Origin of the sequence: Pseudomonas sp. Sample_23, assembly GCF_004307595.1 — a bacterium.
Classification (GTDB): Bacteria; Pseudomonadota; Gammaproteobacteria; order Pseudomonadales; family Pseudomonadaceae; genus Aquipseudomonas; species Aquipseudomonas atacamensis.
In genome coordinates, this window is the sequence record NZ_RCNX01000105.1 from 50,362 (window position 1) to 59,346 (window position 8,985).

Below are 8,985 nucleotides of genomic sequence, written 5' to 3' on the forward strand. Positions count from 1 at the left end.
ATGCTCCTGACCCCCAATGCCATGAGCCGGCGCATGCGTTTCGGCCTCTACGCCACTACCGGGCTGATCGGTCTGTTTCTGCTGTTGCCGATCGTGTTCATCGTGCTGCTGTCGTTCGGCTCCTCGCAGTGGCTGGTGTTCCCGCCACCGGGCTGGACGCTGAAATGGTACGGCCAGTTCTTCTCCAACCCCGACTGGATGAACGCCGCTGCCGCCAGCCTCAAGGTTGCCGTGCTGACCACGATCTGCGCCGTGGCCCTCGGTTTACCGACCGCGTTTGCGCTGGTGCGCGGGCGCTTTCCCGGCCGCGAGATGCTCTACGGCCTGTTCACCCTGCCGATGATCGTGCCGCTGGTGATCATCGCCGTGGCGGTGTACGCGCTGTTTCTCAAGCTCGGCTATACCGGGACCATGTTCGCCTTCGTCGTCAGCCATGTGATCGTCGCGCTGCCGTTCACCATCATCTCGATCATCAACTCGCTGAAGCTGTTCGATCAGTCGATTGAAGACGCGGCGGTAATCTGCGGTGCCTCGCGCTTGCAAGCGGTGTTCAAGGTGACGTTCCCGGCGATCCGTCCGGGGATGGTCGCCGGCGCCCTCTTCGCCTTCCTCGTTTCATGGGACGAAGTGGTGCTCAGCGTGATGATGGCAAGCCCGACTCTGCAAACCCTTCCCGTGAAAATGTGGACCACCCTGCGCCAGGACCTGACGCCAGTGATCGCCGTCGCTTCGACGCTGCTGATCGGCCTGTCAGTGTTGGTCATGGTGATCGCCGCCGCCTTGCGCCGGCGCAACGAAATCAGCGCCTGAGCGCCCAGGAGTACGACATGAGTGCCGTGATCAAAGACGCATCCCAGCAGAGCGACAAACCACTGGTCAGTCTGCGCAACCTGAACAAGCACTACGGCGATTTTGCTGCCGTCGACAATATCTCGCTGGACATCAAGGACGGCGAATTCCTCACCTTCCTCGGCTCCAGCGGCTCGGGCAAAAGCACCACGCTGTCGATGCTCGCCGGTTTTGAAACACCGAGCAGCGGCGAGATCCTCGTCAATGGCCAGTCGCTGGTCAACGTGCCGCCGCACAAGCGTGACATCGGCATGGTCTTCCAGCGCTACTCGCTGTTCCCGCATCTGTCGGTGCGCGACAACATCGCCTTCCCTTTGGCGATTCGCAAACTGGCGACAGCCGAGCGCGAAAAACGTGTCGATGCGATGTTGAAACTGGTGCAACTCGAACAGTTCGCCCATCGCCGCCCTTCGCAACTGTCTGGTGGTCAGCAACAACGTGTCGCCATCGCCCGGGCGCTGGTTTACGAGCCACGCATCCTGCTGATGGACGAACCGCTGGGCGCGCTGGATAAAAAACTGCGCGAAGACCTGCAAGACGAATTGCGCCAGCTGCACCGACGCCTGGGTATCACCATCGTGTACGTGACCCACGACCAGGAAGAAGCCATGCGGCTGTCGCAACGCATCGCGATTTTCAGCCACGGCAAGATCGTCGGTCTGGGCAGTGGTTACGACCTTTACCAGAATCCGCCGAATGCCTTTGTCGCCTCGTTTCTGGGCAATTCGAACTTCCTCAAGCTCAAGGCGCAGAGCAATGCAGCGGCGATTTTCGAGGGTCAGTCGTTGTCGATTCGGCTGACGTCCGGGTTGCACACTGATCAGGATGTGCTGCTGATGGTGCGTCCGGAAAAAGCCTTGGCGTTGAGCACGCAGCAGGCGCTCGATGAGCCGCTGGCGGCGGGTTGGAATGAGGTATCGGCGAATGTTGTGGAGGTGCTGTTTCTTGGTGAGAGCCAGACGTGCAGCGTGGTCACTGCGGGCGGGACGTCGATGACGGTGAAAGCGCTGTCGGCAGCGGGCATGCCACTCAAGGCCGGCGATCCGGTCCGGGTGCGCTGGGCGACGGCGGATGCTTGTGTTTATACCGAGTGGACCGAGAGCGATTTGAACAAGGCAGCAGGTGCTCACTGATTGCGCTGAGTCAGTTGGATCTACCCCCTCACCCCAGCCCTCTCCCCCACGGGGGGCGAGGGGGAAAGGGAGCCGATCTTCATGCTGTTCAAAATGTAAGTTCGACTCGGTATCGCACGTCGGCGTATCTCGCAACAACACCTCGGTCAGTCCCCTCTCCCATTGGGAGAGGGCTAGGGTGAGGGCAAGCAGGCGACACGGTATTAGCCAATGGCCCGGTACCCTTCAATCTCATCCGGCCAAGCCGTCAGCACTTCGAACCCGCTCTCCGTCACCGCGACCATATGCTCCCACTGCGCCGACAACGAGCCATCCTTGGTCAGCACCGTCCAGCCATCAGGCATGTTCTTCACATGGCGTTTGCCGGCATTGAGCATCGGTTCCACGGTGAAAATCATCCCGGCCTTGAGCTTCAGCCCTTGATTGGGAAAGCCGTAATGCAGGATCTGCGGCTCATCGTGATAGACCTTGCCGATGCCATGGCCGCAGTACTCGCGTACCACGCTGAAGCCCTCCGCCTCCGCCAGGCTCTGGATCGCGTAACCGATATCGCCCAGCGTTGCACCCGGTTTCACTGCGCGAATGCCCGCGCACATCGCGTCGTAAGTGGTCTTGATCAGGTGCTGCGCCTCGGGGCTCGCCTCACCCACGACATACATGCGGCTGGTATCACCGAACCAGCCATCCTTGATCACGGCGATGTCGAGGTTGACGATGTCGCCGTCTTTCAATGGCGTACCCGATGGAATCCCGTGGCACACCACGTCATTGACCGACGCGCAGACGGTTTTCGGAAAGCCGTGATAACCGACGTTGGCCGGCACGGCTTTCTGCACATTGACGATGTAATCGTTGCACAACCGGTCCAGCTCATCGGTGGTCACCCCGGCCTTCACATGCGGCACCAGCATTGCCAGCACTTCAGCGGCGAGTTTGCCGGCGGCGCGGGATTTTTCGATGTCGGCCGGCGTGTTGATCTTGATCTGGTTTCTCATGCGCTGACGGCTTCCTGAGTCAGTTGTTGCAGATCCAGTCCGCCGTTCTGTTCGGCGCGGATCAGCAGGCGGCAAATGGCGCTGTGGTCGAGCTTGGGATGCAGCTCGGCGAGCATGCCGATGCGCATCCAGTGCTCGGCCTGCGCGTTGATCGAGCGGCTGAGGGCGTTGCTGGAGATGCGCAGGTTCTCGTGCATGTCCTCTGAAATTTTTACGATGCCCATATATGAATCCGATACGATGTGTATATGGAACGTATATTAATCAGTGCATACGGCCGATTGCAATGCCAACGGCAAAATCGACGCTGTGGCAGATTCGCCTCCCCCTCCACCGCGCAAATCGACTACCATGCCGCCGCCGGTTTCCACACGGAATTAATAGGGAATCCGAAATGCTTGCACAGCATCAATCGGAACTGCCCCCGCAACTGTAGGTGCCGAGCCTGCTCCTCGACTGCCACTGGGTGAATCCCGGGAAGGCCGGAGCGTGGCGATGACGCATCAGTCAGGAGACCTGCCGGCACAGTGACTGACTAACCGGCGGGGTGTCCGGGAAGGACATCGTGCCGTGCTTGTTTTCACTATGCCGGCCTTGCGCAGTTTCCACGACCGCGCCCGAGGTGTGTTTCCAACCGTACCCGCCCGCTCCCGTACGGTTCCCCTGGAGACTGCCCCATGCTGCTGCCCCGCGTTGCCACCCTGCTCACCGCTCTGAGCCTTTGCGCCCTGGCGCAAGCGGCGCCGACTGCGTATCCGCTGACCGTGGAAAACTGTGGCAGCAGCCTGACCTTTCAGCACGCGCCTGCGCGCACGGTGACCATCGGCCAGGCCGGCACCGAAATGCTCTACGCCTTGGGTCTGGGCGACAAGGTCGTCGGCACCTCGCTGTGGTTCAATGACGTGCTGGGCACATACAAAGTACAGAACGACAGGATCGAGCGCCTCGCCGACAACGAGCCGAGTTTCGAAGCGGTGATCGCCAAACGCCCGGAACTGGTAGCCGTCGAGCTGGAATGGATGGTCGGCCCGCAAGGCGCGGTCGGCACCCGCGAGCAGTTTCATGAACTGAAGATTCCTACCTATCTGCTGCCCTCCGACTGCGAAGCCAAGGACAACCTCGTCGGCTCGGACGGCACGCGGCTGGCGCCGTTTCGCATCGACAGCATCTACAAAAGCGTGAGCCAACTGGCGGCGATTTTCGATGTGCAGGCGCGTGGCGAGCAGCTCAATGAACAGCTCAAAGCCAGCCTCGCGCAATCGATCGCCACCGCGAAAAACCAGCAGCGCAAAGACGTCAGCGCTCTGGTGTGGTTCTCCAGCGCCGAGATGGACATCGAGCCGTTCGTGGCCGGGCACAAAGGCGTTCCCGATTTCATGCTCAGCACCCTCGGCGTGCGCAACGTGGTCGAGTCGGATGAAGAATGGCCAACCGTCGGCTGGGAAACCATCGCCAAGGCCAACCCGACGTTTCTGGTGATCGCGCGCATGGATCGTCGACGTTTCCCGGCGGACGACTACCAGAAGAAACTCGCCTTCCTGCGCAGTGATCCGGTGACGCGCAACATGGACGCGGTCAAGCACAACCGCATCATCATCCTTGACGCCATGGCCATGCAGGCCAGCCTGCGCACCTTCGACGGCCTCGCACAACTGGCCAGCGCCATCAACGGCTACGACCTGTCGCCATGAGCAGACGCCTGATCCGTTTGCTGCTGGTGCTGTTGACGCTGTCGGTTGCGCTGATCGGCGGCGTGGCCATTGGTGAGACTTCGATCGAGCCGAGCGTGGTATTGCAGGTGCTGGCCAACAAGCTGTGGGGCGCCGGTTATGTGCTCGACCCGATCGACGAAGGCATTGTCTGGAACTATCGCCTGACCCGCGCTTTGGTCGGGGCGGCCTGCGGCGCCGGTCTGGCGACCTGTGGCGTAATCCTGCAGTCGCTGCTGCGCAATCCGCTGGCCGATCCGTATCTGCTGGGTATTTCTGCTGGCGCCTCGACTGGCGCGGTGATGGTCGCCCTGCTTGGCGTCGGCGCCGGGGCGATTTCATTGTCGGTCGGTGCGTTTGCCGGCGCGGTGACGGCGTTCGTGCTGGTAATCCTGTTGGCGCGGGTCAGCGGCTCGGCCAGCGGCACCGGGCAGATCATTCTCGCCGGGATTGCCGGCTCGCAGCTGTTCAACGCCCTCACCGCTTTTCTGATCACCCGCTCGGCCAGCTCGGAACAGGCGCGCGGGATCATGTTCTGGTTGTTGGGCAATCTCGGCGGCGTGCGCTGGCCGTCGGTGTGGCTGGCGGTGCCGGTGGCGGTGTTGGGGTTGGTTGTTTGTCTGTGGCATCGCCGAGCCTTGGATGCGTTCACCTTTGGCGCGGACTCGGCAGCCTCCCTCGGCATTGCCGTGCGCCGAGTGCAGATCCTGCTGATTGGCTGCGCCGCGCTGGTGACGGCGGTGATGGTGTCGATTGTCGGCTCGATCGGTTTTGTCGGCCTAGTGATTCCCCACGCCGCGCGGTTGTTGCTCGGCACCGGCCATGCGCGTCTTCTGCCTGCCAGTGCGTTGGGCGGTGCGGTGTTTCTGATTGCCGCCGATGTGCTGTCGCGCACCCTGATCAAGGGTCAGGTGATCCCGGTCGGCGTGATCACTGCGCTGGTCGGCGCACCGGTGTTCGCGCTGATTCTGGTGGGCCGGAGATCGGCGCGATGAACACGGTTCTGAGTTGTGCGGGGGTGGGCTTCAAAGTGCGCGGTGCCGAGTTGCTCAATGGTGTCAGTCTCGATGTTCGGCGCGGCGAGACCCTGGGCATTGTCGGGCCGAACGGTTCGGGTAAATCCACTCTGCTGAAACTGCTCGCCGGGCTGCGTGAACCGAGCGTGGGCCATGTGCAGCTCGACGGTCGGACGCTGGGCAAGATGTCCCGGCGCACTATCGCGCAGACGCTCGCGGTGGTTGAGCAACAGGCCGATACCGACGATGGCATTCGCGTGTTCGACGCGGTGGCGCTGGGGCGCACGCCGTGGCTGTCGGCGCTGCAACCGTGGTCGCCCGCCGATGATGCCATCGTCGAGCAAGCGCTGATTGACGTCGACGCCGTGCACCTGCGCAACCGCCTCTGGCGCAGCCTCTCCGGCGGTGAACGCCAACGCGTGCATATCGCCCGCGCACTGGCGCAGCGCCCGCAGATCCTGCTGCTCGACGAGCCGGCGAATCACCTCGATATCCAGCATCAGTTGAGCATTCTGCAAGTGGTGCGCGCACTGCCGGTGACTACGCTGATCGCCCTGCACGATCTCAATCAGGCGCTCAAGTGCGATCGCCTGGCGGTGCTGGAGCGCGGGCGTCTGGTCGCGCTTGGCGAGCCGCTGCACGTGCTGACGCCGGAGCGGTTACAGACGACTTTCGGGGTCAGGGCGCACTATCTGACGGACCCGTTCGATGGTGCACCGATATTGCGCTTCCTTGCTTGATGCATGTGTAGCTGACAGACCGCTTTCGCGAGCAAGCTCGCTCCCACAAAGGATTTGTGTGTTGCCGTGAATGACAGGGGGAACGCGAATTCTGTGGGAGCGAGCCTGCTCGCGAAGGCGTCAGGTCATCCAACATGGTGTCGATTGACACACCGCTTTCGCGAGCAGGCTCGCTCCCACAGGGTTATGTATTCCAGGGCGATAAAGGGTCAGGTCCACTCTTTACGCAGTTGCCGCGCGGCGCTGACCATGTGCACCAATGCCGCTTCGGTCTCAGGCCAGCCTCGGGTTTTCAGCCCGCAATCCGGATTGACCCACAGCCGCTCAACCGGAATACGCTGCGCCGCCTTGCGAAGCAAGCCAACCATTTCCGACACATCGGGAATCCGTGGCGAGTGAATATCGTAGACGCCCGGGCCGATGTCGTTCGGGTAGGCGAACGCTTCAAACGCTTCGAGCAGTTCCATGTCCGAACGCGAGGTTTCAATGGTGATGACATCGGCGTCCATCGCCGCGATCGACTCGATCACGTCGTTGAATTCGCTGTAGCACATGTGCGTGTGGATCTGGGTTTCGTCGCGCACGCCGGAGGCGCACAGGCGGAACGCTTCGCTTGCCCATTCCAGATACGCCGGCCACTGCGCCCGGCGTAACGGCAAGCCTTCACGGAACGCCGCTTCGTCGATCTGCACGATTTTGATTCCTGCCGCTTCCAGATCATTCACTTCGTCACGAATGGCCAGCGCCAGTTGTCGAGCCTGCACCTCGCGGCTGACGTCTTCGCGGGCGAACGACCACATCAGCATGGTCACCGGGCCGGTCAGCATGCCTTTCATGACCTTGTCGGTGAGGCCCTGGGCGTAGCAGATCCACTCGACCGTCATCGCTTGCGGGCGGCTCAGGTCACCGAAGATCACCGCTGGCTTGACGCAGCGCGAACCGTAGCTCTGCACCCAGCCAAAGCGGGTGAAGGCATAGCCGTCGAGCTGTTCGGCGAAGTATTCGACCATGTCGTTGCGCTCTGCCTCACCGTGCACCAGCACATCCAGGCCGAGGCGTTCTTGAATTTCCACCGCGTGGCGAATCTCCGTGTGCATCGCATCGGTGTAATCGGCCGCGCTGAGCTTGCCTTGCTTGTAGGCCTGGCGCGCCAGACGAATCGCCGCCGTTTGCGGAAACGATCCAATGGTGGTGGTCGGAAACAGCGGCAGATCAAGTTTGCCGCGCTGTTTGGCGATGCGCTGGGCAAACGGCGATTGGCGTTGCGCATCCCTGGCAGTGATCGCCGCGACCCGCGTTTGCACCTCAGGTTTGTGAATGCGCGGTGAGGCGGCGCGGCTGGTTTGTACCGAACGACTTTGCGCCAGTGCGCGCAGCACCTGCGGCGCTTCCGGCTCGCTGACCGCTTGGGCGAGCACGGCGACCTCTTCGCACTTCTGCACGGCAAACGCCAGCCAGCTTTTCAGTTCGGCATCGAGCTGGTCTTCCCGGCCCAGATCAACCGGGCTGTGCAGCAATGAACAGGACGGCGCCACCCACAAGCGATCACCCAGACGCTCATGGGCATGACGCAGCGTCGCCAGCGCGTTTTGCAGATCGCAGCGCCAGACGTTCCGACCGTTGACCACACCCAGCGACAGCACTTTATAGGCCGGCAGACGATCCAGAATGGTCGGGTACTGATCCGGCGCGCGCACCAGATCGATGTGCAATCCATCGACCGGCAGGTTCGCCGCCAGACCGAGGTTTTCTTCCAGGCCCCCGAAGTACGTGGCGAGCAGTTTTTTCAGCGGATCACGCTGGATCTGGTTGTAGGCGCGCTCGAAAGCGTTCTTCCAGTCCTGCGGCAGATCGAGCACCAGAATCGGCTCATCGATCTGCACCCACTCCACACCCAATGCCGCCAGCCGCGCGAAGATCTGGCCGTACAGCGGCAGCAGGCGATCAAGCAAATCGAGCTTGTCGAAATCGGCGCCTTTGGTTTTACCCAGCCACAGATAGGTCAGCGGGCCGAGGATCACCGGTTTGACGTTGTGCCCCAGCGCACGAGCCTCTTCGGTTTCCTCAAACAACTGCTCCCAACCCAGCTGAAATTGTTGATCGACGCTGAATTCCGGTACCAGGTAGTGATAGTTGGTGTCGAACCACTTGGTCATTTCCTGAGCGTGGCCTTCGCCGCAGCAAGTATTGCTGACGCCTCGGGCCATGCTGAACAGGGTCTGCAGCGTGGCTTTGCCATCATGCGGGCGGAAGCGCTCGGGGATCACGCCGAACATCAGCGAGTGGGTCAGCACCTGGTCGTACCAGGCGAAATCGCCAACCGGCAGCAAGTCGATGCCGGCGTTTTTCTGCAAGTCCCAATGGACCTTGCGCAACTCACGCCCGACGTCACGCAGGCCCGCCTCGTGCAGCTCTCCTTTCCAGAACGCCTCTTGCGCTTTCTTCAGTTCGCGGTCGCGACCGATGCGCGGAAATCCAAGGGAATGGGCCAGTGCCATGACAAACAACTCCAGATGCTTATTCGATGGCGGGTATTGTCGGGA

General features: G+C 61.8%; 8 protein-coding genes and 1 riboswitch. Of the genes, 5 read left to right on the forward strand and 3 right to left on the reverse strand.

Annotated elements, in window-relative coordinates; genetic code table 11:
• Together D8U82_RS27800 and D8U82_RS27805 are read left to right on the forward strand one after the other, a co-directional pair.
• Window positions 1–810: an ABC transporter permease gene (locus D8U82_RS27800; protein ID WP_007918021.1), complete on the forward strand. Its 810-nt coding sequence runs from the start codon at window positions 1–3 to the stop codon at window positions 808–810.
• A 17-nt stretch (window positions 811–827) separates the two neighbouring features.
• Window positions 828–1,982, forward strand: coding sequence for an ABC transporter ATP-binding protein (locus D8U82_RS27805; RefSeq protein ID WP_130903362.1), 1,155 nt, complete (start codon window positions 828–830; stop codon window positions 1,980–1,982).
• A gap of 203 nt (window positions 1,983–2,185) precedes the next feature.
• On the opposite strand, the gene map is transcribed toward D8U82_RS27805, so the two are convergent.
• Together map and D8U82_RS27815 are read right to left on the reverse strand one after the other, a co-directional pair.
• A complete protein-coding gene (gene map, locus D8U82_RS27810) occupies window positions 2,186–2,977 on the reverse strand; it encodes a type I methionyl aminopeptidase (RefSeq protein ID WP_016775022.1) in 792 nt (263 codons plus the stop codon).
• Complete coding sequence (locus tag D8U82_RS27815; protein ID WP_123442271.1) at window positions 2,974–3,201, reverse strand: ParD-like family protein; 228 nt, start codon at window positions 3,199–3,201, stop codon at window positions 2,974–2,976. The genes map and D8U82_RS27815 overlap by 4 nt, the downstream gene beginning before the upstream one ends.
• 120 nt (window positions 3,202–3,321) lie before the next feature.
• Window positions 3,322–3,516: riboswitch (cobalamin riboswitch) on the forward strand.
• Window positions 3,517–3,654: 138 nt separating this feature from the next.
• On the opposite strand from D8U82_RS27815, the gene D8U82_RS27820 reads away from it, so the two are divergent.
• From D8U82_RS27820 to D8U82_RS27830, 3 genes are read left to right on the forward strand one after another with little or no spacing between them, the layout of a single operon-like run.
• On the forward strand, window positions 3,655–4,668 hold the full coding sequence (locus D8U82_RS27820) for an ABC transporter substrate-binding protein (protein ID WP_130903363.1): 1,014 nt from the start codon (window positions 3,655–3,657) through the stop codon (window positions 4,666–4,668).
• A complete protein-coding gene (locus tag D8U82_RS27825; RefSeq protein ID WP_130903364.1) occupies window positions 4,665–5,681 on the forward strand; it encodes an iron ABC transporter permease in 1,017 nt (338 codons plus the stop codon). Before D8U82_RS27820 ends, D8U82_RS27825 begins: the two co-directional genes overlap by 4 nt.
• On the forward strand, window positions 5,678–6,442 hold the full coding sequence (locus D8U82_RS27830) for an ABC transporter ATP-binding protein (RefSeq protein ID WP_130903365.1): 765 nt from the start codon (window positions 5,678–5,680) through the stop codon (window positions 6,440–6,442). Before D8U82_RS27825 ends, D8U82_RS27830 begins: the two co-directional genes overlap by 4 nt.
• A gap of 209 nt (window positions 6,443–6,651) precedes the next feature.
• Here the strand turns inward: D8U82_RS27830 and metE are convergent, their stop codons facing one another.
• Window positions 6,652–8,940: a 5-methyltetrahydropteroyltriglutamate--homocysteine S-methyltransferase gene (gene metE / locus D8U82_RS27835; RefSeq protein ID WP_130903366.1), complete on the reverse strand. Its 2,289-nt coding sequence runs from the start codon at window positions 8,938–8,940 to the stop codon at window positions 6,652–6,654.
• Window positions 8,941–8,985: the final 45 nt, after the last annotated feature.

Excerpts from the sequence above, each read along its gene's own strand:
- D8U82_RS27820 (WP_130903363.1), top strand. The coding sequence starts at position 3,655 with ATGCTGCTGCCCCGCGTTGCCACCCTGCTCACCGCTCTGAGCCTTTGC.
- metE (WP_130903366.1), bottom strand. The coding sequence starts at position 8,940 with ATGGCACTGGCCCATTCCCTTGGATTTCCGCGCATCGGTCGCGACCGC.
- map (WP_016775022.1), bottom strand. The coding sequence starts at position 2,977 with ATGAGAAACCAGATCAAGATCAACACGCCGGCCGACATCGAAAAATCC.
- D8U82_RS27815 (WP_123442271.1), bottom strand. The coding sequence starts at position 3,201 with ATGGGCATCGTAAAAATTTCAGAGGACATGCACGAGAACCTGCGCATC.
- D8U82_RS27825 (WP_130903364.1), top strand. The coding sequence starts at position 4,665 with ATGAGCAGACGCCTGATCCGTTTGCTGCTGGTGCTGTTGACGCTGTCG.
- D8U82_RS27830 (WP_130903365.1), top strand. The coding sequence starts at position 5,678 with ATGAACACGGTTCTGAGTTGTGCGGGGGTGGGCTTCAAAGTGCGCGGT.
- D8U82_RS27805 (WP_130903362.1), top strand. The coding sequence starts at position 828 with ATGAGTGCCGTGATCAAAGACGCATCCCAGCAGAGCGACAAACCACTG.
- D8U82_RS27800 (WP_007918021.1), top strand. The coding sequence starts at position 1 with ATGCTCCTGACCCCCAATGCCATGAGCCGGCGCATGCGTTTCGGCCTC.